The 26,145-nt window shown below is 60.4% G+C and carries 38 protein-coding genes; 2 read left to right on the forward strand and 36 right to left on the reverse strand.

From position 1 onward, the window contains the following. Positions 1 to 36: 36 nt before the first annotated feature. Positions 37 to 336 carry a hypothetical protein gene (locus ISS99_RS18600; protein WP_204633099.1) on the forward strand — a complete coding sequence of 100 codons (300 nt, stop codon included), beginning with the start codon at positions 37 to 39 and terminating at the stop codon, positions 334 to 336. A gap of 12 nt (positions 337 to 348) precedes the next feature. On the opposite strand, the gene ISS99_RS18605 is transcribed toward ISS99_RS18600, so the two are convergent. From ISS99_RS18605 to ISS99_RS18655, 11 genes are read right to left on the reverse strand one after another with little or no spacing between them, the layout of a single operon-like run. Continuing rightward, on the reverse strand, positions 349 to 942 hold the full coding sequence (locus ISS99_RS18605) for a hypothetical protein (RefSeq protein ID WP_204633100.1): 594 nt from the start codon (positions 940 to 942) through the stop codon (positions 349 to 351). Then, the gene (locus ISS99_RS18610; RefSeq protein ID WP_204633101.1) at positions 942 to 2,675 is read right to left on the reverse strand and encodes a tail fiber domain-containing protein; all 1,734 of its coding nucleotides are present in this window, start codon (positions 2,673 to 2,675) and stop codon (positions 942 to 944) included. The genes ISS99_RS18605 and ISS99_RS18610 overlap by 1 nt, the downstream gene beginning before the upstream one ends. Positions 2,676 to 2,711: 36 nt before the next feature. Further along, positions 2,712 to 3,290: a DUF2612 domain-containing protein gene (locus tag ISS99_RS18615; RefSeq protein WP_204633102.1), complete on the reverse strand. Its 579-nt coding sequence runs from the start codon at positions 3,288 to 3,290 to the stop codon at positions 2,712 to 2,714. A 1-nt stretch (position 3,291) separates the two neighbouring features. Then, entirely contained in the window at positions 3,292 to 4,473 is a 1,182-nt protein-coding gene (locus ISS99_RS18620) for a baseplate J/gp47 family protein (RefSeq protein ID WP_204633103.1), read from the reverse strand. Then, complete coding sequence (locus ISS99_RS18625; protein WP_204633104.1) at positions 4,470 to 4,823, reverse strand: contractile injection system sheath initiator; 354 nt, start codon at positions 4,821 to 4,823, stop codon at positions 4,470 to 4,472. The genes ISS99_RS18620 and ISS99_RS18625 overlap by 4 nt, the downstream gene beginning before the upstream one ends. 57 nt (positions 4,824 to 4,880) lie before the next feature. Continuing rightward, entirely contained in the window at positions 4,881 to 5,546 is a 666-nt protein-coding gene (locus ISS99_RS18630; protein WP_204633105.1) for a hypothetical protein, read from the reverse strand. Beyond that, entirely contained in the window at positions 5,547 to 6,251 is a 705-nt protein-coding gene (locus ISS99_RS18635) for a Gp138 family membrane-puncturing spike protein (RefSeq protein WP_204633106.1), read from the reverse strand. It lies immediately after the preceding gene. Further along, positions 6,244 to 7,170: a phage protein gene (locus ISS99_RS18640; RefSeq protein WP_204633107.1), complete on the reverse strand. Its 927-nt coding sequence runs from the start codon at positions 7,168 to 7,170 to the stop codon at positions 6,244 to 6,246. Before ISS99_RS18640 ends, ISS99_RS18635 begins: the two co-directional genes overlap by 8 nt. Beyond that, positions 7,167 to 7,475: a phage baseplate plug family protein gene (locus ISS99_RS18645; RefSeq protein ID WP_239538177.1), complete on the reverse strand. Its 309-nt coding sequence runs from the start codon at positions 7,473 to 7,475 to the stop codon at positions 7,167 to 7,169. The genes ISS99_RS18640 and ISS99_RS18645 overlap by 4 nt, the downstream gene beginning before the upstream one ends. Beyond that, entirely contained in the window at positions 7,472 to 8,068 is a 597-nt protein-coding gene (locus tag ISS99_RS18650; protein ID WP_204633108.1) for a phage baseplate protein, read from the reverse strand. Before ISS99_RS18650 ends, ISS99_RS18645 begins: the two co-directional genes overlap by 4 nt. Next, positions 8,065 to 10,038: a hypothetical protein gene (locus tag ISS99_RS18655; RefSeq protein ID WP_204633109.1), complete on the reverse strand. Its 1,974-nt coding sequence runs from the start codon at positions 10,036 to 10,038 to the stop codon at positions 8,065 to 8,067. Before ISS99_RS18655 ends, ISS99_RS18650 begins: the two co-directional genes overlap by 4 nt. Positions 10,039 to 10,081: 43 nt before the next feature. Here ISS99_RS18655 and ISS99_RS18660 point away from each other — a divergent pair, with 43 nt between their 5' ends. After that, a complete protein-coding gene (locus ISS99_RS18660; protein WP_204633110.1) occupies positions 10,082 to 10,600 on the forward strand; it encodes an HNH endonuclease in 519 nt (172 codons plus the stop codon). Here the strand turns inward: ISS99_RS18660 and ISS99_RS23565 are convergent. The 25 genes from ISS99_RS23565 to ISS99_RS18775 all read right to left on the reverse strand — a co-directional run bounded on the left by ISS99_RS23565 (position 10,597) and on the right by ISS99_RS18775 (position 25,983). Continuing rightward, on the reverse strand, positions 10,597 to 10,719 hold the full coding sequence (locus ISS99_RS23565; RefSeq protein WP_275578206.1) for a DUF6889 family protein: 123 nt from the start codon (positions 10,717 to 10,719) through the stop codon (positions 10,597 to 10,599). The two genes, ISS99_RS18660 and ISS99_RS23565, sit on opposite strands and share 4 nt — an antisense overlap. Before the next feature lie 56 nt (positions 10,720 to 10,775). Beyond that, positions 10,776 to 11,168, reverse strand: coding sequence for a phage tail assembly chaperone (locus tag ISS99_RS18665; RefSeq protein WP_204633111.1), 393 nt, complete (start codon positions 11,166 to 11,168; stop codon positions 10,776 to 10,778). A 1-nt stretch (position 11,169) separates the two neighbouring features. Further along, positions 11,170 to 11,610, reverse strand: coding sequence for a tail tube family protein (locus ISS99_RS18670; RefSeq protein WP_204633112.1), 441 nt, complete (start codon positions 11,608 to 11,610; stop codon positions 11,170 to 11,172). Positions 11,611 to 11,625: 15 nt separating this feature from the next. Next, complete coding sequence (locus ISS99_RS18675) at positions 11,626 to 13,110, reverse strand: DUF3383 domain-containing protein (protein WP_204633113.1); 1,485 nt, start codon at positions 13,108 to 13,110, stop codon at positions 11,626 to 11,628. Positions 13,111 to 13,129: 19 nt separating this feature from the next. Then, positions 13,130 to 13,690 carry a phage neck terminator protein gene (locus ISS99_RS18680; protein WP_204633114.1) on the reverse strand — a complete coding sequence of 187 codons (561 nt, stop codon included), beginning with the start codon at positions 13,688 to 13,690 and terminating at the stop codon, positions 13,130 to 13,132. Positions 13,691 to 13,693: 3 nt separating this feature from the next. Next, on the reverse strand, positions 13,694 to 14,068 hold the full coding sequence (locus ISS99_RS18685; protein WP_204633115.1) for a hypothetical protein: 375 nt from the start codon (positions 14,066 to 14,068) through the stop codon (positions 13,694 to 13,696). Between the two features lie 2 nt (positions 14,069 to 14,070). Beyond that, the gene (locus ISS99_RS18690; RefSeq protein WP_204633116.1) at positions 14,071 to 14,556 is read right to left on the reverse strand and encodes a hypothetical protein; all 486 of its coding nucleotides are present in this window, start codon (positions 14,554 to 14,556) and stop codon (positions 14,071 to 14,073) included. Between the two features lies 1 nt (position 14,557). Beyond that, positions 14,558 to 14,950, reverse strand: a complete 393-nt coding sequence (locus ISS99_RS18695; protein ID WP_204633117.1) for a DUF4054 domain-containing protein — start codon at positions 14,948 to 14,950, stop codon at positions 14,558 to 14,560. A gap of 3 nt (positions 14,951 to 14,953) precedes the next feature. Next, positions 14,954 to 15,157 carry an STY1053 family phage-associated protein gene (locus tag ISS99_RS18700; RefSeq protein ID WP_204633118.1) on the reverse strand — a complete coding sequence of 68 codons (204 nt, stop codon included), beginning with the start codon at positions 15,155 to 15,157 and terminating at the stop codon, positions 14,954 to 14,956. A 1-nt stretch (position 15,158) separates the two neighbouring features. Then, complete coding sequence (locus ISS99_RS18705) at positions 15,159 to 16,163, reverse strand: DUF2184 domain-containing protein (protein ID WP_204633119.1); 1,005 nt, start codon at positions 16,161 to 16,163, stop codon at positions 15,159 to 15,161. Positions 16,164 to 16,239: 76 nt separating this feature from the next. Continuing rightward, on the reverse strand, positions 16,240 to 16,731 hold the full coding sequence (locus ISS99_RS18710; RefSeq protein WP_204633120.1) for a structural cement protein Gp24: 492 nt from the start codon (positions 16,729 to 16,731) through the stop codon (positions 16,240 to 16,242). A 13-nt stretch (positions 16,732 to 16,744) separates the two neighbouring features. Continuing rightward, on the reverse strand, positions 16,745 to 18,154 hold the full coding sequence (locus ISS99_RS18715; RefSeq protein WP_204633121.1) for a DUF2213 domain-containing protein: 1,410 nt from the start codon (positions 18,152 to 18,154) through the stop codon (positions 16,745 to 16,747). 10 nt (positions 18,155 to 18,164) lie between these two features. Beyond that, positions 18,165 to 18,917 carry a phage head morphogenesis protein gene (locus tag ISS99_RS18720; protein WP_338081596.1) on the reverse strand — a complete coding sequence of 251 codons (753 nt, stop codon included), beginning with the start codon at positions 18,915 to 18,917 and terminating at the stop codon, positions 18,165 to 18,167. Further along, complete coding sequence (locus ISS99_RS23355; protein ID WP_239538180.1) at positions 18,820 to 20,319, reverse strand: DUF1073 domain-containing protein; 1,500 nt, start codon at positions 20,317 to 20,319, stop codon at positions 18,820 to 18,822. The genes ISS99_RS18720 and ISS99_RS23355 overlap by 98 nt, the downstream gene beginning before the upstream one ends. Then, positions 20,316 to 21,530 (reverse strand): PBSX family phage terminase large subunit, encoded by a 1,215-nt coding sequence (locus ISS99_RS18725; RefSeq protein WP_204633123.1) that lies wholly within the window; start codon positions 21,528 to 21,530, stop codon positions 20,316 to 20,318. Before ISS99_RS18725 ends, ISS99_RS23355 begins: the two co-directional genes overlap by 4 nt. Continuing rightward, entirely contained in the window at positions 21,475 to 21,777 is a 303-nt protein-coding gene (locus ISS99_RS18730; protein WP_204633124.1) for a hypothetical protein, read from the reverse strand. Before ISS99_RS18730 ends, ISS99_RS18725 begins: the two co-directional genes overlap by 56 nt. A gap of 20 nt (positions 21,778 to 21,797) precedes the next feature. Beyond that, complete coding sequence (locus ISS99_RS18735) at positions 21,798 to 22,178, reverse strand: hypothetical protein (protein ID WP_204633125.1); 381 nt, start codon at positions 22,176 to 22,178, stop codon at positions 21,798 to 21,800. 124 nt (positions 22,179 to 22,302) lie between these two features. Next, complete coding sequence (locus tag ISS99_RS18740) at positions 22,303 to 22,872, reverse strand: lipase family protein (RefSeq protein WP_204633126.1); 570 nt, start codon at positions 22,870 to 22,872, stop codon at positions 22,303 to 22,305. A gap of 1 nt (position 22,873) precedes the next feature. Beyond that, a complete protein-coding gene (locus tag ISS99_RS18745) occupies positions 22,874 to 23,542 on the reverse strand; it encodes a hypothetical protein (protein ID WP_204633127.1) in 669 nt (222 codons plus the stop codon). Positions 23,543 to 23,546: 4 nt separating this feature from the next. Beyond that, on the reverse strand, positions 23,547 to 23,819 hold the full coding sequence (locus ISS99_RS18750; RefSeq protein ID WP_204633128.1) for a hypothetical protein: 273 nt from the start codon (positions 23,817 to 23,819) through the stop codon (positions 23,547 to 23,549). Then, positions 23,816 to 24,196 (reverse strand): hypothetical protein, encoded by a 381-nt coding sequence (locus ISS99_RS18755; protein WP_204633129.1) that lies wholly within the window; start codon positions 24,194 to 24,196, stop codon positions 23,816 to 23,818. Before ISS99_RS18755 ends, ISS99_RS18750 begins: the two co-directional genes overlap by 4 nt. Next, a complete protein-coding gene (lysC, locus tag ISS99_RS18760; protein ID WP_204633130.1) occupies positions 24,193 to 24,456 on the reverse strand; it encodes an Rz1-like lysis system protein LysC in 264 nt (87 codons plus the stop codon). The genes ISS99_RS18755 and lysC overlap by 4 nt, the downstream gene beginning before the upstream one ends. Beyond that, positions 24,453 to 24,764, reverse strand: coding sequence for a hypothetical protein (locus ISS99_RS18765; RefSeq protein ID WP_204633131.1), 312 nt, complete (start codon positions 24,762 to 24,764; stop codon positions 24,453 to 24,455). The genes lysC and ISS99_RS18765 overlap by 4 nt, the downstream gene beginning before the upstream one ends. Next, positions 24,761 to 25,207: a lysozyme gene (locus ISS99_RS18770; RefSeq protein WP_204633132.1), complete on the reverse strand. Its 447-nt coding sequence runs from the start codon at positions 25,205 to 25,207 to the stop codon at positions 24,761 to 24,763. The genes ISS99_RS18765 and ISS99_RS18770 overlap by 4 nt, the downstream gene beginning before the upstream one ends. 104 nt (positions 25,208 to 25,311) lie before the next feature. Then, positions 25,312 to 25,983: a hypothetical protein gene (locus ISS99_RS18775; RefSeq protein WP_204633133.1), complete on the reverse strand. Its 672-nt coding sequence runs from the start codon at positions 25,981 to 25,983 to the stop codon at positions 25,312 to 25,314. Positions 25,984 to 26,145: the final 162 nt, after the last annotated feature.

Here is a 26,145-nt window from a genome sequence, read left to right on the forward strand (position 1 = left end):
CTACGGAGTGAGACGTCGCCGGCCTAGACTGAGCTGATGAATCTTGGCTTTTCCTACGAGCGCCGCCAATGGCTCGATGACGCGCTCTACTTCCGCATCAACTATGCCGCCCAGCCCTTCTGCCGGGTCCGCGACACCGGGCACGAGTGGGAGATCCTGTTCGCGCCAGGGAAAGGCCCGAAGGACTCGGGCCCTTATTATGCCGCCAGCTTTGCGCAGGCGAAGCGCTGGATCAGCGGATATGCGAAACATCACGAGGCCGCGCTCAAAGGCCAGCGGATGAAGATCGGCTTCAGCGCGCCGGCACCGGATGAGCCGTGGCCATGGCCGACATGATCGGCCGATGGATCAGCCGGACGTCTGCGGGAAATAGGTGAACGTGGTGTTGCTGATGACCGATCCCGCGCTGTTCATGAATTCCACGTTGACGCTGTAGTTCGCGCTGGCAGGCGACGATACCGCGGCCGAGAGATGGACGTAGGAGTCCAGAGTGGTAGAGGTCAGCGTCGTGGTGGAGGACATGGGATTGGTCACCGATCCCGCAGTCGACCCTGACACATAGGTATAGGTCACCTTGACGCTAGTAGCTCCACTCGGCACGCTGCCCGACGTATCCGAAGTCGATCCGACTACCGCCCACGTTGAGCTATTGACGTTGAAGTTGATGATCGAGGTGGAGAAACCACCCGCGACGGAATTCGTACCTAGGAATGTCTGGCCGCTGATCGGGAGCGATCCAGACGGGAGCGCGAAGAGTGAGCCGATATCGACCCCTGACTTGCTTTTGAGGCCCGTGGTAATGCCGCTGTTGCCACTGGCATAGAGACTACCCAGGTCAACACCTGAAGACTCATGCGCCAGATCAGTCACAATACCGGCGTTGCCCGACTGAAAGATCGCATCGGGATCGCGCCCATCGATAAATAGATATCCGGAGGCCATCAGTGCACCTCCAATACGTCGAGGCGGGCGCCCTGTGCGAGCACCAGGTCGTGCAGCTCGGTGATCGCGTTGGCGAGATATGCCTCACCGCCGTTGTAGTCCAACGTCTTGAAGCGCTCGTAGCCGTTCATCGGCTCCGGGCTTTCGCTCACCAGATGCGGCAATCCCAGCTGCACGGCGTCGGCGATGAATCCGGCCTGCAGAGCGCCTTTCTGGTCGCGACGGCGGTAGCGCATTCCCACCAGATATGTGCGCACGATCGCCAGCGCGTTATCGATCTTCTCGCGGTCGTATTTCACGCGACCATCCGAACCAGGCTGGATGACGCCCGAAGCGTTGAAGTTGCCAGTGGGGCCGACCACCGCCTGTCCTGTCGAGCTGCCAGCTCCCTGCGGCCGCAGGTAGACACCGCCAGTCGTGCCAGTGGCGGCCAGGATCACATTGACGCCGCTCGCTACGAAGCTCGATGAAGAGGTGACCGTCCCAGGTGAAGTGAAATCTCCCGAGCTGTCGATGACGCATTGACCGGAAGTCGAACCGACGCCGTTCGGCCGGAAATACATAGCGCCGCCACTGCCGCTAGTACCGCAAACATAGTTAGACGTGGATGCAACGAAGTTCAACCCGGTGAGGTTACCCGGCGTAGCCAGATCGCCTAATGAGTCGATGAGAATCTGCCCGGTAGAGCTGCCAGGACCATTTGGTCGTAGCAGGATCTCACTGCCAGAGCCGGCCGTAGGACCCAAGACCAAAGCGGTCGCCGTGCAGGTAACCGTCTGCGCGGCTTGGATGTTACCGCCGGACGTGATGCTGCCGCCCGTGCTGATACTACCGTTGAGCGAAAGGTCACCCGAGCCGTCAAGTGTGCCCACGATGGTCGAACCACCTACGAGCTGCAACGACCCACCGTTAAAGTTGAGAGTAGGTGCGGCGTTGAAGGCGCCCCCTACAAGCGCCGAATAGTTACCGATGGCGATGCACGCCGAGCCATTCAGACGCGCGATGATGTAGGTGCCACCACCCGTCCCTGAAGCACTTCCATTCGAGGTGACGGTCGTCGCTGCAGTGCCATTACCCACAGTTGCTGAGCCCGTCACGCCCAACGTGCCAGCGATCGTCTCGTTCCCTGAATTCGTCACGCCGGTGACGGTGATTGAACCGAGACCCAATGCGCCGGAGCTGAAAACGAGACCGTCAGCAAGCGTGATCGCAGTCGGCACGGCCGAACCGCTGGTCGGATTGCCGAGTAAAGTGTCCGCATTGATGGCGCCGAAGGTCGTCGTGATCGAGACGTTCGACGAACCATCAAAGTTCACAGCGCCAGACACGGCGCCGGTCAGCGCGATATTGCGCGCAGTGGCGAGCTTATTGGCGGCTACCGCCGTCCCATTGATCGGCAGCAATCCAGCTAGCGCCGTCGATAGTCCGGTCACCTGCGAAATCGGAATAACCACGGTATCGGCAATGGCCAGAATGGCCGCCTCGAAGTTCGTCTCCAGCGTCGAGATGGTGCCGTTGTCGATCGCGGGCTGGCCTGAGTTGTCGCAGATGAACTGCGCGATCATGGCCGAGATGATCGAGGCCTGACGCAACGTCTTGTTCGTGGCCTGCGAAGAGGCAACGCCACTCACGAAGCCGCCCGCCAGGGTTGACGACGATGCATAGGCGGACTGCGTCAGGACGTTCGCGCTGGACGATCCCGCGAAGACCAGGAAGTCATTTTCGAGTGCCATTGTTGCTCCGGATTCGAACTGTTCTGCGGCGCGCGGTTACGAGCCGAAGGAATATGTGATGGCTACGCCGGTTGGCTTGAGCGGTATGTATCCGCCGGTGAGGAGTGCCTGGAACAGCGCCGAAGGCTGTGGCCCGAGAACGTGCAGCGTGAACGTGAGGTTGCTGTTGTCCGTGATCTTCACGTACGTGCCTGACGTGCCGAAGATGGCGTTGTAGAGCGGCACCACCGAGCCGAGCGTCCCGTCCCAGTTATTCGCGCCGATCTTCGCCTGAATCACCTGCAGATAGGTGCCATCGTCCAGCACCGTCACGCCCGTGGATGGATCACTTGGCCCCATCCAGACACCCTGGTCCCAGCCAACGCCCGTCTCGTCCCAGGAAAAATAGACGTTGTCGATCGGGACGTTCACATTGCGGCTGATACCAACCCAGGCCCCGACAGCATCCAGCTGCGGGCCTACTGCGTTGTCCAGGTCGAACGCCTCGGGCATCGCGTTGAGGAAATTCTGCTGATCGACGACCGCGCCACACACCGCGGCCACCATAGCCATGAAGTTCGGCTTATCAGCATGCTGCGACGTGATTAGGCCGGTATAGGCAGTTGCATCACCCATGTCAGCTGACCGTGAGCGTTACGGCAGAAGGCGTACACGTGGCCGCATCGTTGAATGCGATCGGCACGTCAGGCGCGCCGGCGCCGCTGGGCCCGGACAGGGTCAGGCTGATGATGCGGAAGGTGTTGGCGTTCGCCACGCTCTTCGCTGCGGCCACAGCACCGTCCCACTCAACCGAGGCGCTCTCGCCGCCGCCCAGGGCCGTCTGGTTCACATAGGCGGATACGGCGTTCTGGATATTCTGGCCAACCGTGGAGCTGTAGCCTGTCAGCGCTTTTAGCGAGATCGCGCACGTGATCGCGACATCGGTGGCGAAGAAGAAGTTAATGGTCTTCTGGTTGCCATAGACGTCAGTGATGGTCTCGCTGGTCGTGCCATACGTCGGCATGCCCGGATAGCCCTTGGCTGCGATGGCGGTCGCGATGGCGACCGGGTCGCCGCCCTGCACCACGATCGATGTGTTGTAGGCCGGTATCCCATAGGAGTTCGTCGACCCCGTGTCGTTCTCGTAGGGCTGGTAGCGAATGACACCATCAATGGCGGCCACCGCACCAACGATGCCGTCCAGCACCGACAGGGAGGGGTTTGAGGTCGAGATCGACTGCCGATAGCGCAGCTCCGCATCGTCCTCCACCGGCGTGCCAGGCGTCGCATCGGACGTATTTGAGACCGTCTGCCAGCCCAGAGTCGGCGTTGCGATGCCGTTGATCGTGCCGGCCGGCGCGAGTATGGCGCCCAACACTTCGCAAGTCGCCGTGACCGTGACCGTGCCCGCCGACGGAATCGTCACGGATGCCGGCAGATCCCACCGATTGCCGTTCACATCCGTCGCCACGCCATTCGTGATGACCGTGTTGGCCACACCGACACATGCAACGGGCGCCGTGGAATAGGTCGCCGACTCGCGCTGAAGACCGTTGATCTTCACGTTGCTCGATAGCGCTGCACCGGCGGCCGTGTTCGGACTAAACGAGGTGTAGATCGACAGAGCGATCGCATTCACATCGCTGAAGGCCTGGGCGAGTGCGCCGAGAAACTGGCCGTCCTGCGAATCAGGGCCGAGGTATACGTCCGATCCATAGATGCCCTGATAGATCGATTGCAGATACTCCAGGATGTCGGAATACGCAGGCGCCGTGATGCCATTCGCATCGATGGTCGGAGCAACCGTGGTGATAGTCATGGCGTGATGGTTACGTCCGTGGGCCCATAGATGGTGTCGATGGTCGCCGTGACCGTCAGCGCGCGCGTCTGATCGCTCAGGGTGCTGCTATACGAGTCCAGCGTCTGCACGCCCTGAGTCGTCAGGATCGCGTTCTTCAGGATCAGGTCGTAGGCGTTGGCCGCGTACTTGCCGAGGATGTTCTGGCGCCACGGCACGCCGGAGGACGTATCCAGAAACCATTCGCTCTGAAAGAGCTTCAGACCAGTTTCCACGGCTTGCGCCACTGCGGCCGGCACGTTTGTGTAGAAATCGTCCTGGCCATGTCCGAACGTGTAGTCACCGTTCGCATCGAGCTTTCGATAGCGCATGAGAGCTCCAAAAGAAAAGCCCCGCGAGTGCGGGGCTCTTGTTCATTTCCGAGCGCCTTACTTTTTTGGAGGCGCGTTCGCTGTAGCGGACTGAATGGCATTGATGCACAGTCCATCGTAAAAGTTGCCTGAGCACGCATCAGTTATACCGGGCATAGCCGTTATTTTTACTGCCATGCCATGCATTTTTCCGAGAGGGCTATTTGGCACACCTTTGCCGGCCATGATCGACGTAATCAATTCGCGCTCGACTTCCTGAGCATCACGACAATTCTCGCCCCATGGGAACCCATCGATCTCTTTACCCGTTACTTCACAAGCGATATTCACTGGAGTACCAGAAGAAGCGTTCGCCAAGAACGTTGCGTCTTCCTTCTTAAAAATCCCGACGAAGGTCTGGAACTGAACTCGATACGTGTCACCAAGCCAATTATCCGAAGTGATAAAAATCGCGTGTATAAACGCAATCTTTCCTTTGAATTCCTGGTCGGCACCAATCGGCTGACGAACGTATTTCTGTGCAATGTCGGTCGCCATCTGGTACGGGACGACCGCCTTCTGCCATGGATCGGAAAAGTATGACTTCCCTCCCATCACATAGGTGTCTAAATCCTGGTAGAGCAGAGCTGCTGTTACGTTGTCAGTAACGCTTTGCGAAGCAAATGCATTGCCTGCGAATAAAGCAAAAAAAAGTGCAATGATTGCCAGTCGAATACTGCGCATTTAACCCTCCGGTGGTCCCGTCACGCTGGACCCGGACTGTACACCCGTATGCTTGTGGTTCGTAAGGCTAATCGAACCGGCAAGCACATCCCCTCCGCTTGAAGAGATGGTCTCGGCTGCCGTAATGGTCTGATCAACGGTCAAGGCGCCATTGATGAGATGCAGGGTGGGCGCCGTGATCGTCATGCCACCGGGAGCCACAACGTTCACAATCTGGCCCGTAGGGTCCAGTTCTATATAGGTTTCCTTGTTCGCACTGCGCAGCTGTACGGTCGACGTACTCACATTGCTCAGCTTATTCGCCTGGCTCATAGGGCCAATTCGGCAAACCGCATCAGCAATATGATGCATTCGTGGATCATTGGTCGGCTGGATGCCGCCCGATGCCTTCCAGGCTCCCATCGCGCGGCACGAGAAGGCAATCCAGCATTCGTCGCCTGGCGCCACAGGAAACGTCAGCCGGGAGCCTCCACCGCCTGGAAACTCCACCGGCACGCCCTCGAGCACCGGATAATTGCTCTGCGACGTCGAACCGTCAGGATTCTCGCCTTGACCCTGAATGCCTATTTGCACAGTTGCCGTGACCGAGGCGGGATCAAAGCTCACGATATAGCCGGGGATACCTGTCCACGCATTGGCAAGCAACCCGTTGATCGCGAGCCGAAACACTTCCTCCAGGTCATCGTATCGCTGACGATCATCCATTGTCGGGCACCTGTACATTAGCCCTGCTGGTCAGCGGAGCTGTTCCATCGACCGCAGTGCACAGATTGGTCGTGTACCAAGTGTTTCCGCGATTGTCGCCGGTGTGAATGCACTGACAAACCTTATAGGCGCCCGCTCCCGCAAGCGTAGGAACAGATTCTGGCTGCTGATATTTCTGTGTGAGCATCAACTGCGTCACTTGAGCATTGCCGAGATTTATTTGTCCGCCCGCCCTAACAAGCGGATTCAATAAGCATTTGATGATGATTCCGTCGATGGTCTGCTCGGGAATTCCAATTAGACCGGAGTCAGGAGTTACCAGGGGTACTGTGCCCGGGTATACGCTTTGGAGAGGCAAGAAGTTGAGCTGATTGTTTTCGATGCTCCATCGACAACCTTGCGCATCGGCTAGGTTACGAAGCTGATCGCGCGTCATGCCATAGCATGTGAGAGCATCGACAGACGGATTTTGCGTAAAAGGTGGTTTGTATCCCTGAGTGATGCCGTATTGCGCCAGGTCTTGGAGCAGGCGCTTATACACATCGTCTGGAAGGTATCCCTTTTGAAGCGTCCAGTTGCTCCTTGCCCAGTTGAACGCCTTATCGCCATCCTGGGCCTGTATGTTGACGAAGCTTTCGATAGCACTCTCTCGGCCAGAACGGCACATGGTGATATCACCAGAGAAGATCAGCGCCATATTTCCTTGATAGCCGGCACTGATCTGCAGCTTCGTAAACTCTTGGGAAAAGATCGATTTTGCTGTATCGCTGGAAAGGTTGTAGATGGTGATGCTCGCCGTCTTCAACGTCTGCACATCGGCATTTTTGACCTCGAAGCGCACATGCAGCTGCGAGAAGTCATAGGCCTCATTTTCGTTGCCGATTACCACGCTCAACGCGCGAAGATATTGCTGCGTCATGGCGTCACCACATAAAGGTGCGAGGACGTGCCGAGGTTCTCGTACGTCGGCAGGTCATCGGGATTGACGTCTGATTGCACCCACAGTTCAAAGCCGAATTCCAGGTAACCGTATTGCTCCAGGAGATCGGCACCGGTGACCAATGGAAGCCCGCTGACGATGGGATTCGCGGATGCATCAGCGATATCGAGGAACCAAAGGCCGGCGGCATTGCGCCATTGAAGGGTGAGCGTATAGACGACGTTGAGGATCGTCGTCTGAAAGGTTGTGGATACGCCGGCGAGCGGGATCTCAAAGCCGTTCATTGGACGCCAGCGCCATAAGAGGTGATCGTAGAGAGGACGCTCGTCGGCACTGGGTTCGGCTGCACCGTGCCACCGTTCGTAACCGGTGCGGTCTGCGCTGGATTGGCCTGGTTAGCCGCCTGCAGGGTTGTCGCCTGCAAGCTGACGATGATGATCTGCTTAAACGTGATCGTTACGGAGAGCGCATTCTCGGTCTTCATATCCGTCAACTGCTCAATCGTCTTGATGAGCACGTTGTCGTAGGAGAGCTTTCCAGTCTGAAGCGTGAAGGGCTGGCGAGATGCCTGGAGCGCGAGCAGCTGGTTGTAAATGTCGACCGGATCGCTCGAAACGATGCCGCCAGTAGTGAGATTGAAGATCGACCCGCTATTGCTCCACCCATACCGCGCCGTGACGATCGACGGCCGCTTGAACGCGTGGTCGGTGATATCGGCGCCCTGCTCGATCGGATGGTCCGTGATCTCCAGCTCGTCGACGACGCGCTCCTCCACCGTGCATTGCGGAATGATGGTGCCGATGCTTCGGCTGGTGCGTAGCAGGACATCCTCGAGGCTGCCGGCCAGGACAATGCCTAATGCGGATAGGCCGCTCATGTTGCCGTCGCGAACTGGAAGTTACGGGCCAACCGCTGATTGACGGTGTTTTGCTCGCTGGCCACCGCGCGTGCGGTCTCCTGCGGCTTATCCGTTCCGCTCACCGTGATGTAGGTCTTCTGCTCCAGGCTGACGCCAGCGATCGAGGGGGCAGCTGATGCCTGATTCCCGGCGGCATGGTCGATCATCTCAGAGCTGTAGGGGTTGTACCCATCCTCGTGCTGGATGATCCCGCGCATCAGCGAGGCCATTACCTGGGGATCATTGAGATTCAACTGCGCGTCCGGGCTGACACCCATCTGCTTCGCGACATCCGCGATATAGGCGCCCGTATCGTTTTCCGACTTCGGCGCATAGGTGCTGAGGATGTCGCGCAGGGTCTGCAAATGGCGGTAGCCGGCCGCCGCGGACTGCCCGTTGAAGTAGAGGCCGAGCTGATGGCTCAGGGCCTGCAACCCCTGCTCCGGTGTCGCATAGTTGCCGAAGCTGCCACCAGGGCCGGTGCGGAGATTTCCCGGGTTGTTGTCACGGACACCGAGCGGCGCTTGATCGGTTGCGCCCGACGATTGGTCTGACGGGCGGCCGGCGGCCGGCGGCGCCTGGTCAGGCGTGCCGTGGTCATAGGGCTGCCCGGTCAGCTGCCGCCAAAGCTGGCCCAAGGCGTCCGCAGCATTCGACCTGTCCGTCGCCTCCTGGTCGGTGTCGACGCCAGCCTGGACTTCACTGCCGAAATTCTTGACGCGATCGACGATGCCCGTCTGCGCATAGAGTTGCGCAATGGAATCCCTGGGGCCTTTCGTCTTATTGAGCACCCAGCCTTTCGCTTGATCGAACGCGTTGGTGATGCCAGCCCGGATGCCTTGCGACTTCTCCATCACCCACTGAAATGCCTTGCTGCCCTCAACGGCATGGATGATCTTCATGATCCATTCGTAGGCGTCCTTGATCGCGGCCGTGAGGTCGTGCCAGCCGCCCACCATGTGCGGCCATGCTGCTTTCCCGATGGCGACGAGGTTGTTCAACCCGTCGCCAATCAGATCAATGCCAGCCTTGGCCAGGTCGATTTCAGGCTTCCATTTGCCCCAGTCGATCAGGCTCTTGCCGCCTTCCTTCCAGACGCGATAGTCGTCCCAGAGCAGGCCGATGGCCGCCGCCAGTGCGCCGATCCACACGACCGGGCCTCCGGCGATCACCGCCGCGCCGGCCACGATGGCAGCCGCCCATTTCCCGAAGGACTCGATGTTGCTCTGCGTCGTGCTATCCAGCGAATTCCACCGGTATTCGAGCTCGTCGAAGACGCCGATCAGGTGCGTGCCGATCACGGTGCCGAGAACATCGGCGTTCGCGCGAAGATCCCGCATGCGCAGCATGAACTGATGCGACTGCTCCGCAGCCTTCTTCGTATCCAGGCCATACCGGGCGAGGATCTGCTTGTACCTGTCCTCGAAGCCGTCCATGCCATTCATCAAGGCGAGCATGGTCTTGTAATCAATGCCAAGGACTTCAGATCGTCGATAGGCCTGCGCTGGTCCAAGCTTGCGGAATAGCCCCCCCAGATCGTTCATGATCTGAGTCGTGTCGCGCAACTGTCCATTTACATCGCGTGTCTGAATTCCCCAGCTTCGAACCAAATTTTCGCCATTTGGATTTATGGCCAGGAATTTCGCAAAGTTCTCCAATGAACCCTGCGCGGCATCCGCCGAGCTTCCCATCTGATCTGCCGCAAAGCCGAGCGCCTTGATGTTCTCGGCGGCCGCCTTCGTGCGCTGGCTGGCGAAGTACAGCCCGTCGAGCTGTTCGGCCATTTTGGCGACGGCGGCGCCCAGCGCAACGGCGGTGGCACCCGCCGCGAGGCCAAGCTCCATGACCGTCTTCGTCGCGGTCTTGATGCCATCGGTGAAGCGCTTCTCGCCGGACGCATCGACCTTGTAGCCAAGGCTGACCAAGAATTCGCGAATAACGTCAGACATGCTCAAATCCCGATATCATTAAGTCTTGGTCAAGGAGCCTTCGATGAAAGAGCTTGGCATCGAATTTCTAGTTGAATGCTTTGACTTTGATGAATCATCTGGTGCTCTTCGATGGAAATACCGTCCCCGCCATCACTTCAAAAATGACCGTGGGCATCGTTGTTTCAATACGAAATTCGCTGGTAGGCTTACCGGCTCATTACGTCCAGATGGCTATCTGGACGTATTCGTATCTGGGAAGCCTTTTCTTGCTCATCGCATAGCTTTCGCTATGACGAATGGCTACTGGCCTAAGACCATCGACCATGCAAATGGCATCAAACCCGATAATCGACCCACCAATCTTCGGGCATGCTCCATGGTCGATAACATGGCAAACCAAGGCGCCAGACGACACCTAAAAGGCGCTTATTGGCATGTGCGCACAGGCAAATGGCAATCATCTATCTGCCGAAACTACAAGCAGATTTTCCTCGGCTTCTTTGATACAGAGGAAGCTGCACATCAAGCCTATTGCGATGCCGCGAAAAAGCTTGCGGGCGAATTCAGCAAGATCGCCTAGGCCTTCTGAAGGTTCCTCGCGATCTCGCGGTTTTCATCGATGACGTCGAGCGCGTCATTCATCAGTGCCACGTCGGCCAGGTCGAGTGTTCCGTCGACCAAGCTTTCGAACTTGCACATCCCCTTGACGACCGGCCGCAGGAGCCAGTCTTCACCATCGGGGAGAGACGACCAGGCTATGCCGTCGCTTTCGGACTCAATCCGTCGAGCCCGAGATTTCCGCCGAAAAAACTGGCGAGATTCTCCTGGATGACATGGCGAGCGATCTGCAACATTGCTCCCATGTCGATATCGTCGAACTGCATGCGATGGGCCCGGTCGTTGTAAACGGGCGCCCAAGTGTTCCCGTCCTGCTGCCGCTTGACGACCGACATGCAGGTATCGAGCACGTAGTCGCATTGCTCGTCCGACATGGCCGCGACTGCTTCCATGATCGCCGGGAACATCTCGTTCTCCGGCCGACCCTGGATGCCTGAAAGGATCGGCCCCAGGCGGCGCGCCAGGTGGAACTGGCGCTTCGCATCGAGCGCCGACGAGATGTAATTGTTGCCGTTGACGGAGAAATCCATATCAGTACGTACCCAAGATGGAGTCGATGGCAATCGCGTCGAACGTCCACTCGTTCAACGCACCTTCCTCGGCATAGACGATGGTCGGCTTCTTCTTGAAGGCGACGCCGCGGCAACCGTTGTTTTCGCCGATCACCGGGTTGTTGATCTCGATGATGTTCTGGCCCCATACCGCCGAGCCGGTCTTCTGGAGGTTGTACATCGCCATGAGCTGGGCGTTGACCGGCGACGTCTTGAGCAGACGCACCGTGATCGTGCCGGAGTTGTCAGCATGCAGGCTGTGCATGCCAGCGCCGTCGGAGGCGATGGTCATGGTGTTCTTGTCACCGGTGGGCTCGATGGTGATTCCCTCTTTCGCCACCGCGGCGCCGGAGCCGATATTGAACGAACCGCCCGGGCCGGAGATCGTGGCCTGCGTGTCCAGGAAGCTGTAAGTCGACATGGTCAGCGGCCTCGATTAATTGTTGACGTTGATGACGACGTCGACCGAATGGACGGCGCCGGCCAGCTTGAATGCGGCCTGGATGGTGGGCGCCTGGCGCGCCGATCGGGCGGCCTGGCTCTGGCTGGCGACGGGCTGGGCATAGATGTAATAGCCCTTCGACAACGTCTGCCCGGTCTGCAATGCGCCGATGGGCGGCCCGTTCCAAACCCCGGGCGCTCCAAGGCCATTTTCAATCGCCTGCTCAAACACACCGGTGAGCGCCGTGCAGAGATCATTGATGCCCGCATCGGTTTGCGGAATCTTCGGCATCGTCTGCAACCTGGCCAACACCGCGGCCTGGCAGGCGTTCTGCAGCCAGTCCGTGCCCTGGAGGGTGTCGAAGAACGTGCCATCACACATCACGCCCTGCTGCAGCATGGCCTGCGAGTTCGTGTAGTTCGCGTACACGTTGCAGTTCTTGCCATTCAGCGCGGCGGCCTGAGATTCGGTCAGGTTCTCAGCGGTGACGCCGTTCTCCTGCTTGAACTTCATGGTGATGGTGGTGTTGCTGCCTTCGAAGTCGACCGTCGCGGCAATGCCGAAGAAGGCAGCGATCGCATGAGGCGTGCTCGAGGAATATTGCAGGCAGCTGCGCTGGAACTTGCCGGCCGAGAGCAAATAGGCAATGTCGGTCGTGCTCGATGCGTTCAGCGAGTTCGGATCGCTGGTCGTGGCCAGATGAATGCGCGCCGGCGATTCGGCCAGGATGAAGCCCGCAATCCCGGTAATGTCACTCGTCTGCAGAGAGGATACGGGCGCCATTTCCACCGCGTACCAGAGACCGCTCGCCGCCGCGCAGGCCTCAACACCGGCCAGCGGGGTTTCTACGGCATTGCCCGGCGCCGAGTAGCCGCCCTGGGTCGACTCCAGGTTCATCAGCGCGCCGATGTCCGTGCCAGACCCGGGCGCGGTGGCAAAGGCGACGCTCGATGTCGTGCCAGTCGTTGCGCTGGTGACATAGAACTGCCCAGAGTTGGCATTCCACGTCACGGTAGCCGCCCCGGAGAATCCAGCGGTAACCAGCGCCGCAACGGCGTTGAGGTTCGCAGCGCCCGACAGATTGATCGCCGTGATGGTGTGCGACGTCCCGTCGACAATGATGTCCATGTCGCCGGAGGAGACGGCTGTGAAATTCGAGAGCGCCTGCTGGGCCGTACTCAACACGCCGCCCACCAGTCGGCCGGATGTCGCCGCCTGCGCGAAGACGCCGATGTAGAGCTGCGACGGCTGCGGCGTCTGGCCGAAGAATTTGGTCGCGGCCAGCGCTTCCGGCGCGCTCCCGCCGAAGTCATTGGTCACGCCGGTGAGCGTGGAATACGAGCGGATGCGCTCGGTCGTGTCGATCACGCCAGGCGTCGAGCCAATGATGAGCAGCGAGCCGAAGTTGCGCAGGGCCGCTACCAGGGGATTCAGGACGACATTGACGTTGACGATGTCGTTGACGGAAAGCTGCGACATGGAGGTGACTCCTTGGTGATTAGACAGCCGACTCGATATCCAGCGGACCTGGCGAGACGATGTTGAGGATCGGGTACGTGTAGATGGACTGGCGGCGGAAGACGATGGTCAGATCCCATCGGCGTATCCATTGCTGATTCACGAGCTCCGGCACCTGGACGAAGCGCTTCGCCTCCTGGAGGTTGAGCCCCGCGGCGACCAGCGTGTCGCGGTTCTGCGCCACGTAGAGCCCGCTGCGCAGCTGCTTGGCATTGGCCATGGCATCCGGCCCATAGAAGCTCGCCACAACCTCTATCGATTCGTGGTCGCTCTGCGTGCTGCTGCCATCGCCAGTGCCGTCGTGCACTTCGGCCGGATAGTCGTCTGGGTCGAACTTGGTGACGCCAATAGCGCACCAGTCCGTGGCCGGATCTGGCTGTTTCGGCACCACTGGCTGCCAGCGCGGGCGCACCATGGTGCCGGGCAACCCGGTGACACCGACGACGAGCTGCTGAAACAGCGCATCGAGCGCGGCATCGACCGATGGCGCAGGACTCGCTGCCGGCGGGATGAATCCGCCGGTCGATGAATCGTTCGCCATGGCTCAGCTTCCCTGCAGCGAGACCGGCTCGCAGCGCGCGCACGTGAAGCCGGCGCCATAGGTGGAATAGTTGTTCACGTCCGTGACGGTGAACTGTCGCCCGTTCCATTGGACGATGTCGGCATCCTGGCCAGCCGCGCCGGCCGACAGCGCGAACTGGCTGTGCACGTAGATCGTTCCGGTCACATGGCTACCCTGAGCCAAACGCGTCAGCACGTCGCCGCGATCCGATGTGACCACGCCAAAGAAAGGCGTACTGGTCTGCGTATTCGTCGCGATGCCGCCCTCGCTCACGGTCTGCGCGTTGCGGAGGCAGACGAGCGTGCGATCAACGAACTCGCGCGACAGCAGCACGCGGGAGACATTCAGTGAGGGCATCGTCAGGTCTTCTTCGGTCGGATGACGTGCGTGATCGAATTGCGATAGCGCGCCGTATCGAGCAGCGGCGTTTCACCGGTGCGCCCCCGGCGCTCACGTGCGGCGAGCGTGGAGGCTTTCAGCGGTGGCGGGATGATGCTGGTGATCTTGGCCTTGACGGCCATCTCGCCGATGAGCCCAGCCGCATCCAACGCGGCCATTACGCCAGCCTTATTCTCATCGCATGCGGCCCGGGCACCCTTCTTGAGCTGCTCGCCGATCTGCTTCTCGGCACCCTCGACCCCGGGAACGAGATGCGGGCGTGGCGGGATGTTGGCCGCCGGTGCGCCGTTCTCCTGGATGTAGCCGATCTCCGCATTCGTAATCGGAGCGCCATCTGAGCGAGCGTCATTGCTCAGCGGGACGCCAACCATGACGTCCTGCTTCACGAGCTGATGGATAGACCGAAGCGCCGCGGACACTTTGTCCTTGGTGACCTTGACGCCCATGTCAGCACATCGCGAGCTGGATACCGCCGGCGCCAATCATGCGCGACAACTGCAAGAACTGGATGCCGTAGCGAGTCAGGCTCATGTAACCCGCGTCGGCGAGCTGTGCGGCCGCGGTGTCGAACGAGACGGAGACCTTGTCCACGCTCTTCGCAGACGTCGGACCGGTCATCTCGCCCGGGGTATTGCCGAGCGCGCTGTCCTCGGCCGCCTGCGCGGCCAGGACGAGGTTATGCGCAACGTAGAGCTCGATGCCGTAATTGAGCATCGAGCCCCAGCGTTGGGCATTGAGCAGCTGTGTGGCGATGCCGATCTGGAACGCGATGACAGTCGTCGGGTACATCGTCGAGTTTGCGAACTCGGGGAAGTCCGTGACGAACTGGGTCGGATCCATGGCTTAGGCAGCGCCCTTGCCCGATGCCGCGGCTTTCACTGCGGCGGGGAGATCGCCGCAATGCGCCTTGGTGTACCAGTGATTGGCGACATCTTCGTCGACGTCCTGGACACCGGGCACGAACTGGAGCTTCTTCAGCTCTCCGTTCTGCACGATGGTCAGCGTGAAGGCCTTGACGATGTTGACGGTGACGGTCTTGTTGGCCATGTCACACCCCGTCCGCATACGCGCCGGTTTCGGGATAGACCCATTCCACCGCGCCCAGGCGGCCGAAATAGGTCGTCAACTGCAGGATGCCGCGGTACTCGAGCGGCGTGCGCTGCAGCGGAACCAGCGGGAAACGCACGAGACGCTTCTGCTTGGTATACGCGACCATGCGAGTCTTGCCGCTCGCGCCGGCGGTGGTCAGCCACTTACAGGGGTACACGTTCAGCGGCTTACCGTTGTTGGCGTTGCTGATGCAGTTCGCCTTGAGGTATTCCAGCGCGCTGATGTTACCGGCGCTGCTCACGATGGTCTGCACGAGCGTCGAGAACGCCTGCGGCGGCAGCAGCAGCTCGCTCGGGGTGTACGCGTAACCGGAGTTCGTCCATGCGGTCTCCAGCACAGCATTCACGTCCGCGAGCATCTGCGCGGGAGTGGTCGTGCCATTGGACCAGTTTCCGTTCACGGCATTGGACGTCGCCACATTGGCGTTATTGACCAGGCCGGTCACGCCGAGGCCCGTATCGCCGATGTATATCTGCTCGTCCGTGTCCATGTTCCATTTCAGCTGCAGGCCTTCGAACTTCTGCTGGTCGACCGGCCGGCCGAGGCGCTGCGCGCTCAGCAGTTCGGGGATCGTCCAGCCCAGTTCCATGCCCCACAGGTTCAGCGGGTGCGGCGTCTTGCCGATATCCAGCGCCAGGCCCTGGATGGCAGTAGCGTCCTTACCGATCCAGGACTTGCCATTCGGCGATGCACCGCCAGCTGCAGCGAACGTGGAGTTCGTATAGGACGATACTTCGTCGGCGATCGATACGTCTTCGCGCAGATCGATGTCACGACCCCAGGTGACCGATGCCAGCGGCATGTGCAGTTCCTGATCGAGACGTTCCAGCTCGCCCACCAGGAAGACACCGGCGCTATCGATGGTGGCCGCGTCGAAGGTCATCAGACCGTTGTCACGGGTGTATGCGCTCCGGATGGAGCGCGGGAGGATCAATTTGCTCATTGTCGACATCTCCGAATCGCGCCCACAAAAAAACCGCCTTTCGGCGGCTTCATGCGTGGCTGCTTTGTGGGTGGGATCAGATGTTGTAGCCGATTTCGACGTTGCCGCTGGCATCGCCTGCGTTCATGAACGTCGCGTTGATTTCGATGGTGTCGCCGGCGACCGCGGCCGCTTCGATGTCACCGATGAAGGTCGGAGACGACGGGCTGGCGATGCGACTGTAAACCTGGCCATCGAGTGCCGGCGTGCCGGCCACGTTCAGCACGGTCATGTAACCGCGACGCAGGATGTTGCAAGGTCCGCTGGTGGGCGGCACGGCGGTGCCGAGCGGATCGGACGCATTGGCGCCAGTCGTCGGGTAAGGACGCACCAGGAAGCCATACACGACCGATGCCGGGTCATTGGCAGCCAGCGGTACGAACTGCCCGCTCACGATCTTGCCGGGCAGGCCGTAAGCCGGGAACGGGTTGGACGGGTTGAAGAAGCCGGTCTCCGTGGTCGACATGGAGGGACGGCTCACATCGCCAGGAATGCCGGACGGCATGCGGTACAGAATTGCGTTGCTCATGGGTCGTCATTCCTCAGTGTTTGTAGAACTCGCGGTTGGCTCTGTTGATGTCGGCAATCGAAACCGTCTTGCCGGCATCCCGTGTCGGGGCAATCTGGCGATGGCCGCCGTCGTTGTTGCGCACGCGCATGGCAGCTGCGGTGCCATGGAAGGCGGCGTTCACCAGCGCGTAGGGCAGCTTCTGGAAGTTGGCCTTCTGGCCGCCCAGGAGCGGATCGATGATGGCGCGGCCGGCATCGGTGGCGTAGGCCTTGGCCAATGCGCGGCGCTGGCACTGGCACAGCGTGGCGGCGCGCTGCGCATCCGTGGTCTTGGCGTCGAAGGTCGGGATCTTGAAGCCAGGTGCGATGATCTCGGCCAGCTGCGGAATCTTCTTCGCCGAGTCACCGGTGTAGAGCTTCACGCCAGCCGTATCGAGCTTTTCGGTCTTCTCGGCCGTCAAGACGATATCGTTGGTCGGCTCGCCGTCCATGTCGTCATCGTCATCCTCGTCATCGTCCTCGGATTCCATCTTGTCGAGGCGTTCGTCGATGGCTTTCAGGCGGTCGAGCACCTGGCTGAGCGCATCCGTGGTCTTCTTGTCCTTCTCCTCGCGCTCGCGCTTTTCCTTATCCTCTTCGGACTCCTCTTCCTCGTCCTTGACCTCCGAGGCGAGCTTTTCGAGTTCGGCCGCGTCATTGGCCTTGAAGGCGGCCATGAAGCGATCTTTCCAGGTCTTCTTTTTCAGGCTTGGCATGATTTCGTCTCCGATTGCGCACCGCGGGCCACAGCGGCCACGCTCGACGAGCGCTACGTGGTTTCCAACGATGTTGTGCTGTACCGCGCGCCCCGGTTGTTGCTGTTCGTAATCGGCCTCATAGCCGTTGCTGACTTCCTCGATGCCATCGGTTTGGATGGCCTTGATGGCCGTCTTGTCCTTGATCAGGAGGTCAGCAAGCATCACGTCGTCGTTGACGCCATCGCCCCGGCGGACGTTGAGCATCGTGCCGATCTCGTGCTGCTTGACGTTTTCCGGCGTGACGAATTCATCGGGGTGACCGAGCGTCACTGACTTGCCTTCGAAGCTGGCAATCGTCTCAGGGCGAAACAGATCGTCCGGGCCACGCGTTACGCGAATGATCCCGTCCTGGTCACCCTTGACCATTTCACCCTGGTCGTCAGCAATCTCGCCCTCGCCATAGAGCATTTCGCCCGTGCGCGCGACCGGCACATCGAGGCAGAGCAGATAGCCCTCCGGCGTCAGCGAGCGCTTCGGACCAAGCTTCGACACGGTGTAATACCGGGACTGGCCAGTGCTGTCGTAATCACTGGTCTGGCGCGCATTCTTTTCCGCAATGGCCTTGGCCTGGTCCGGCTTGTGGCCGGCTTCGATCAGCTCCTTGATGTTGGCCTCAATGACCTCTTTGGAGCTGCCGCGTTTCAATGGCATGTCGTTACTCCGGCAATACCGGTTCGGGATAGCACCGGCAGTTGTAAATCTGCCCGGCATGCGTGGTCGTTCCATCGGAAAGTGTCGGCGGGGAATCCCACCGCACGAACTTCCCATTCATCTGCTTATGGCTGTGGCGCACGTCGCTGTCACCAGCAATGCGCCAGATGTAACCCTCGCTGCCGATGTGCTGCGCACGTGCCTGCGTCAGCACGGATGCGGCACGGGCCGTCTCGGTGCGCGCGATCAGGTTGGCGCGACTGACCGAGACCTCACCCGATCGCTTGATCTCCGCGACGATCTCACTGCCGCGCGAACTGTTCTCCAGACCGGCTAGCGTCAGCTCATGCACGCGCTTGGCGGCATCGAGCGGGATGGACTTGATCAGCGTGACCTGCTCGGCCAGGAGTGCCTTCATGGCCTCACCGGTTGGCGCTGTCCATATTTCATGCCGCAGTGCCTCGGAGATGTCGGCCGATGCCTGCAACCACGCCTTGCGGTCGCGTGCTTCGACCTCGGCAACCATCGCCGATGCCGTCCGCAGTGCCCATCCGTCGAGCGCCTGCGAATACTTCTCCAACATGTCGGTGATCGGAGCCACCGATGCCGGGTCACCCGCTGGGAACGCACCAATCAGTCGCCCAACTTCCTGCGCAAGCTTACGCAGCGAGCGGCTGTAGTTTTGCTCCGCCTTGCGACTGTTCGCCGGGTTGGCGCTGTTCTTGGCCTTCCGGTCCAGCGTTGGCTGCTGCCGGATCGACCTGAGTGATTTTAGGCGGCGCATTCTCCGCGTCCTTGATCAGATCGTCGGTGACATTGCTGAACAGCCCCGTCACCTCGCTGGACTGCTTCAATTCCTTCAAGGCCGTGGCCTGGTCGATCAGACCGGCGTCATAGGCATCGAGCACGGCCGCGGTCGTCTTCTGCCCGATGTCGGCCTTCTCGCTGTCGTTCATCTTCTGCAGGCTGTTGAAGACGAAGCTCCAGCCCTCCGGCATCGGTTTGCCGAGCACCGACCGCGCCATGACCTCAATCAGAAGCGTGAGGCCGCGACGCATCCTGCGTTCCTGCTTGGCGTTGATGCCCTCGTGATACTGCTTCATCTGGCCGTCGCCGTCGGAGTTCAGACCTCCCGGGGACTGGCCAAACAGGCGCGTCAGCGGCGTTTCGGCGGCACCAGAGAGCTGCTCACCGATCTGCAGCAGTACATCGCGTAGACCGGAGAACGCGTACTGATGCGTGTTAAACGTGTCCTTCGAGTCCATGAGGGTGATCCCCTCATTCGACTGGAAGCGGCGGATCATCTCGATCTGCTTGATCAGACCCTCGAGCGCCGGGCCACCCATCGCAATGATGTCGCGCAGGTTCTCGACGCCATACGTGCGCAGGTGCGCTTTGTAGACCAGCTGCGCGGTGCCCTGGGTCGTCGAGTCGAACGCGACCAGGCGGTCGAACAGGCGCTCGATGACTGACTGACCCCACAGGTTCTCGGCGATGCGCTGCCAGTACGGCAACGTCACACCATCCATGCGCAGCACCCGTGAGTAGTGGATGCGCTGCCGCTTCAGTGCCATCGAATCGGCGACGACATCATAGAACTTCGGCATGCCCATGTCGGGGCCAAAGTCGCTCACCAGGTCGTTCAGCGTTGGCTGCACCAGCCAGCGATCGAGGATCAGCAGACCCTTGAACTGCCCCTCACCGATGGAATCGATGTTCAGTGGCGTGTTCATCTGCTGGCCATCGATCAGCATGACCGCCAGGGAGCCGCCATACAGGCGCGCCCATTTGCCGTTGTCGGACAGGCCGTCCCAAATGCCGAGCGAGGCGAACGACTGGTCGAGCTTCTTTCCATCCTCCGGCGATAGGTCGGAATTGATGGTGATGCCAGCCCGGGTCATGTCCTCGGCGATGCAATCCACGACCGCGCCGACAATCCAGCTCGAGCGATACATCGCCTCCATCTGCACGCGGTTGCGCGAGATAAAGTCGAACGTGTACGTCGACGCGGCGCTCTGGTTGTTCGTGCCGATGCCGACCCGTGCTTCGAAGTTCGCGAAGCTGTCGAGGGTGGGCGTCATCCAGCGCTTGCCGCTATCACGGGTGACCGCGTGCGATGGCTGCGGCGCTGCCTGCTTTTGCCGGTTGCGTTTGCTCATCGCGCGAGTTTCGCCCATACGCCGAGACCACCGCGGCGCTGGATATAGCCATCAAGACCATATCGCACTGCGTCAATCCCATGATTGAATTTGTCGACGATGATCGGCAGGACATCACCGGTCTTTTTGTCGACCTTGTAGGAGTACAGCCTGAATTCCTTGGCGATGTTCCCGCAGCGCTCGTGCACGACAATGCGCTTGAAGGCTTTCATGTGCGCGATGCCATCCTCGACCGAACCCTGCCACTTTTCAGCGGCATCGATCTGGAAGCCCTGCCGGCGCATATAGCTGATGGTCTCGGGTCGCGCGCAATCAGCCTTGATTGGCCAGTTACGCGCGCCAGGAATGCTGTCGAACAACTCGGGTGTCTCGTCAATCTCCACGCCATGCCCGAAGGCCTCGTGACTGATGTAGAGGCACTCATCAATGATCCAGAAGCGGATCAGCGCAGTCGGGTCATTCGCAAAGCCCCAGTCGGCGCCAAAGAATATGCGTGTCTTCTCGGGCGGCTCGCCGAATGCCTCGACCGATACGCGGTTGCGGAAGATGACCGCCTCCGAGATGGTCTGATATCCACCCTCCCAGACGTGGTCATAGCCATCTGGATCGCGACCCAGGTCGACCAATCGCTCCTGCTCGAGCTCATCGGGGAACCATGGGTTATCGGCCCAATTCGCCTCAACCACGATTGCGCCCGGCACGCGCTTGTCGCCGCGTAGCAGGGTGTCAACCGGATCTGTCTCGCTATCCGGGTTCCACGTGAACCAAAGCTCCGACCCTGGTTTGCGAATCGTTGGGCGCAGTAGCCGCAAACTCAGCTGCGACAGCGACTGCGCCTCCTCACACCAGGCGATGTCGTAGCCCTCCAGCGACTTGATCGACTCCGCCGTATGGCTCTGCATGCCCTGGAAGATGATCAGGCCACCATCGGGGCCACGGATCTCTGTATCGAGGACATCGAAATATCCGCCCACGCCGAGCTGCTCGATCTTGTCCTCAATGAGCCGCTTGACGGACTGCTTGAGTGATACCTGGACTTCGCGGATACAGACTGCGCGTGTCGTCTGCATCATGCAGTGCTCGACAAGCATCTCGGCGAAGAAGTGCGACTTACCAGAGCCGCGCCCACCATGCGCCCCCTTGTAACGGGATGGCTCAAGAAGTGGGGCGAATACCCTTGGCGTTTCGATTTGCAGGATCGACGATGACACGCTTGATCCCTTTGATGCCGAGTTCGCCACCGACCTTCAGGGACTGGATCGCCTTGCCATAGCCGCGATCGAGCAGCTTCTCGGAAGCAGCGACTCGAGCTGCAGCAGGCTGGGCCTTGTCATTCATGATCTCGCGCAGGGTATTGATGGCCTCGTCGCCATAGTCCTGCGCAAGCTTCCGGATGTCCTGGGTCGCCTTGTTGGGCGTGCCACTTGAGCGGCCACCTGTCTTCTTTCCCTTGGCCATCTACTTTCATCTACTTTAGATCAGGCCTGATACGAAACGGGCGCCGGATCCGCTGCGTTGGGCTGTTCAGTGGTGTCCGCTGCCTTGTCTTCAACCGGCTCGGGCGGCAACTCACGCTCAAACAGATCGAATGAGGCGCCGACGATGATCGGCTGGTACATGTTGCCGACCAAGCGCTTGACCAGTGCGAGCTCATCGACCGACAGATCCTGTACGCCACCAGCCGAGAGGCGTTCGGCCAGCTTGTAGCGCTTGAACTTCTCCTCCGCCTGGAGATTCGGTTCGTTGTCAGGCATGACCAGCAGAGCATTGACCGAAACGCCGCCCAGAGTGAGGACAGCCTTGTTCTCTTCGATCGGCTTGCCGGCGAAGGTGAGGGGTGCGTTGAAATCGCGCTTCATAGGGATCTCGTGAGGGTTAGCCTTTGAACCGGCGCCATTCAAGCCAGCCGATCAAGGCGAAGGTAGGAATCACCACCAGCGCCCAGGCTCCTGCGTAGAGGAAGCTGAGCGCGGTGTACATGGGTCATGCTGGCAGGGCTTGAATCACCCGGCCGATGCTGTGATCGGTGACGTTGTCGAACGGTGCCGAAGCGTGGCCGATCTGTGTAAGCTCGCCCGGCCGCGTCAGCAGCGGCGGCACCTGGGTGACGATGTCGTTGCCGTTACGCGTGGCAAAGACCGGCACGTTCTTGGCTTTCAGTAGTGCGGCCATGACGCCATCAGCGCACAGGCGAGGCGCTTCGAACGCATAGACCGGCACGATGACATCCCGCAGCGCCCACTCTGCGCAGCAGATGAGCGTCAGCGCACCGCCGAGACTGTGGCCGGCCGTGGCCTTCGGTGGAGCCAGCGCGAGGCACTGGTCGCGGATGGCCAGCCATGCGGTGTAGAACCCCGCGTGCAGTTTGCCCAGGCCTGGCACATCGATCAGGTCGATATCGAAGTCGTGCAGCCAGGAGTCAACATCATCGGAGCCGCGGAACACATGCACGCCATCGTACACGTGCATTCGTGAGGCGCTGTCAGGCCAGCCAACCGTCGGAGCGTCCTGGTAGGAACGCTGCGCCAGAATGGCGTAGTCGCGCGGGGTCATTTCAGCGATCGGTCGTTGCGACTTGCGGATACAACAAGCTGCTCAAATTCGCATCGAGCTGGTTATATCGACGAGCCAGGTGAATCGCGGCCTGCGTATCCGTTGAGGCATCGATCTGCTTTGTCAGAGCGATCTCGGTCGCACGAATACTTGCGACCGATTGAAGGCTCGCCTGGGGCGCTCCAGCACTCGTCGATGACGCAGCGGGAGCGGCCTGAGCGGCCTGAGCGGCCTTCGCGGCCTGAATCTGGGCTTCGACCACACCCACCAATCCGACCGCGCCTTGAGCCAAAACGAGACCGTTCTGAATCGCAAGCTGCTGCGCGGGCGGCAACGGCAACTCCGCCACGATTGCAGCCGATGCGGCCAAAATTTGCGGAACCAAAGTCTGGAGCTGCGTGCTGGTAACGGTGGCGCCAGCCGCGCAAAGAGGCGCGGCTAGTTTCTTCGCCGCAGCTAGGTCATTGGTCGCTTTGACGCCGAGTGCATGCGTCTGCGGAACAGCGGTGAGCGTTGCATTGAACGCGTCGAGCGAGGCATTCACCGTGCCGAGGTTCGAACAGAACCCTGCAGTCATTTGCGCGATCGATTGAGTCGGCTTGATTCCACAGCCCGGGACAAGCGTGATCACCGCGGCGATCAGCGCCACGAGCATGACTTTGAATTTCATGGGATTACCCTTGCTGAGACGGAGGGACGGTCGGCGGCTTGGTATCGGCCGGCCGCTGACCGGTGAGCAGATAGCGAACCTGCGTGTCGCTGAGCAGCCAGAGCACGACGCCGGCGGTGGCCGAGACGATGCCAACTGCCTGCGCGATGTGCGCCTGATATTTGGCGGCCACGAACTGCCCACCGAGGACCATGGCGTAGCCGTAGACCGACGATTTCTCATTGAGCTTGCGCGCGATGCGCTGGACCAGATCCAGGGTGGCCGGGCTGATCTTCATGATTCCTTCCCGATAGGCTCGAGGTGATAGGTGTCTTTCACCTCGGTTATGCCGGTATCGCTGAAATGGGGGTCATGGACCAGCGCTCCGTTCGAATAGATCACGGCGTGCAATACGCCACGGACAGAATGGCCAATCGCAATGTAGAACTCCGGAAGCTTGTCGAGCTGATGGCCATCAAGCCATACGCGTTCGTAGCCCAAAACCTGCAGCCATTCGTCGAGACGATGACCCCAATCATTTCGACCAAACATCTGATCGAATGGAGGCACCATCCAAAGTGGCAAATCGAGCAGAGATGCATAGCATGCCGCCAAACAATTGCCATTCCCGATTCCATCTGGCGACCAGAGGCGATCCTGTTTGACGGGCTTCACGGTTGCATCCCCAGGTCGCTGATCTTCTGCAAGCGCGCATTGCACTGGCGGATCGTTGTGCCGCGCGCGTTATAGGCTTCGACCACGTCATCGATGAGATTGGATTTGCGCTCCGGCACATCGAATGGCGCGGTCAGCTCGGGCGGCACTGGCACGTAGATGGCTTGCGTCTCGACCTGCGTCTGGGGGAGCGAGACCTTCACCTGATGCGAGACGCAGCCGGCGAGCGCGAGCGTCGCGGCGGCGGCCAGGATTTTCACTGCCTCAGCCCTTTGACCTGCTCAAGCGCGGCGATGCGGCGCTCATGATCGGCGAGCTGGACGTCATGCTTGTCGACTTCACGGCTGACTGCCGGCAGCGCATCCGAGAGCGGCTTGAGCGACTGCTGCATGTCGTCGAACTTGGTCTGCATCTGTGCCTGGGCGATGTTCTGCGCATTGCTGGCATCGCGGAGCTGGTTGATGGATATCCCCACCCAGCCCATCACTGCCAGGATCAGCCAGAGAACGATCGTGCTGGCGATCTCGCTGGCGCTTTTGTGCTTCGGAACCGGTGGCAAGGTCGTCACGCGGCGCTCCCATCATCAGCCGAAAGAAACAACGCACGCTCGGCCGCCCGGCGCCGGACAAGGCCGGGATCGACGACGCCCTGGACCAGGTTCCACCTCGCGAACTCGCCGCTCGCGCCCTGGTAGTCGCCCATATTGAGCTTTTCCATGAGCGTCGAGCCGGAGATGCGGCCGATGCCTTCGTTGAACGTGATGCTGGTCAGGGCATCGAACTGGCCCTGCGTCAGCGGCACCTTGACGTAACTGGCGATCTGGATGGCGACGTTCTGGCTATCGGACTGCAGGAAGGCATCTGCCTGGGCCTGGGTGATGACCAGACCCGGGTAGACCCCGAAGGTGTGGCCATAGCCGATTGTCCACTTACCGCCCTGATCCTGGTAGGCGCGAAGTTCGCAGCCCTCGAATTCCTGGATCAGCCCGATGCATTTCGAACTGGGTTGCATGGGTGGCTCCGGGCAATAAAAAGCCCCGCGGGGAGGCGGGGCTGAAGGGGGAGTCTGTGACGGTAGGAATTTGCACGCAAAAGTGCGGCTCTCGCAAGGCCGCACTATGCGACCGCCTTTTTCATCTGCCTCTCGGCCTCGATCATGGCGTCTACGCACCGGTCCATCGTCCACTCAAAGACCTTCTGCCAGCTCCGGCGATAGACCGATTCATTGACCTTCAGGAGCGCGGCCCGGGTGCGGTTGCTGATGGACTGGCGCCCTGTCCCCTCGCAGACCTCGCAGTCCCTGATGACCGCGCCGACGCGGACAGTCTTGCGGCCGGCGCACGCCGCACACTGGCTCGGAGCCCGGATCTCAGCCAGCACGATCAGGCGTAGGCGCTCGTAACCCTCCGAATGCGTGCCGAGTTCGGCGCTGTCGACCCAATGCGGCCAGCGGGCGGCATGGGCATCGGCATACATCCGCTGGGCCCTGCGCAAGGATTCGCCGCCCGTATGGGAGGCAACGGCCAGCATGGCGTCGAGCATGCCCTGCTCACCCTTCCACCACTCGGCCCGCTGCTCGGATTCGAGTAGATCCTGAATCTGCTTGATCGAGACCGTCATGCTGTCGGGCCACCACATCAGGCAAAGCAGCTCGCGGCCCAGACGGTTCTCGACCATTCCCAGGGCCGCAGCAATGTCCTGGGGCGATAGCTCCGGCACGCCGCCGCTACCGATAGTAAGCTGGGACATCTTTGGGCCAAGGCGTGCCATTGTTTTTCCTACATGCATGGTTTGATCCCCCGGAGCGATAACAACAACTTTCGAATTTCTGGATCGTCACCCCAGCGCATATCGCGGTCGCGGAAGACGAGCTTGGTCGGATGCGCAAAGCCTATGGGAAGCTTTGAGGCAGCGCGTTCGGTTGGGGTCAGTACATCAGCGCTATGGCAA

The organism is Dyella mobilis (assembly GCF_016904945.1).
GTDB lineage: Bacteria > Pseudomonadota > Gammaproteobacteria > Xanthomonadales > Rhodanobacteraceae > Dyella_B > Dyella_B mobilis.